The sequence below is a fragment of the Nostoc sp. UCD121 genome, assembly GCF_014222285.1.
In the GTDB taxonomy this organism is placed as follows: domain Bacteria; phylum Cyanobacteriota; class Cyanobacteriia; order Cyanobacteriales; family Nostocaceae; genus Nostoc.
In genome coordinates this window covers 1-252 of the sequence record NZ_JACKZS010000599.1, presented here as the reverse complement: position 1 = coordinate 252, position 252 = coordinate 1, and the positions used below count along the sequence as shown (strand labels likewise).

Sequence of the window (252 nt, the reverse complement as noted above, 5' to 3'; positions counted from 1 at the left end):
ATTGAGTATTGTTGTTGAATCAGTTCAAAAAATTCTCTGGCGTATGCTACCTGTTCCTGGAGATATTTTTCATGGATGCGGAGGGTTTCGCCTTGTTGAGTGAAACTGCATCATGCTGCGCTCTAAACTTTCCATCACCACTAGTTTTAGCTGGGCAGCTTCTTGGGAAGATTTAGCGTTTGCAAACAAGGTGTTTTGTTGCTGCATCAGTTGGAAGAATGCTTTGGTGTATTCCATCTGATGGTTGAGGTA

Annotated in this window: 1 pseudogene; it reads right to left on the bottom strand. The window is 42.5% G+C overall.

Annotated elements, in window-relative coordinates:
* Window positions 1-252: pseudogene (locus GNF10_RS37640) on the bottom strand (hypothetical protein); the annotation flags it as partial.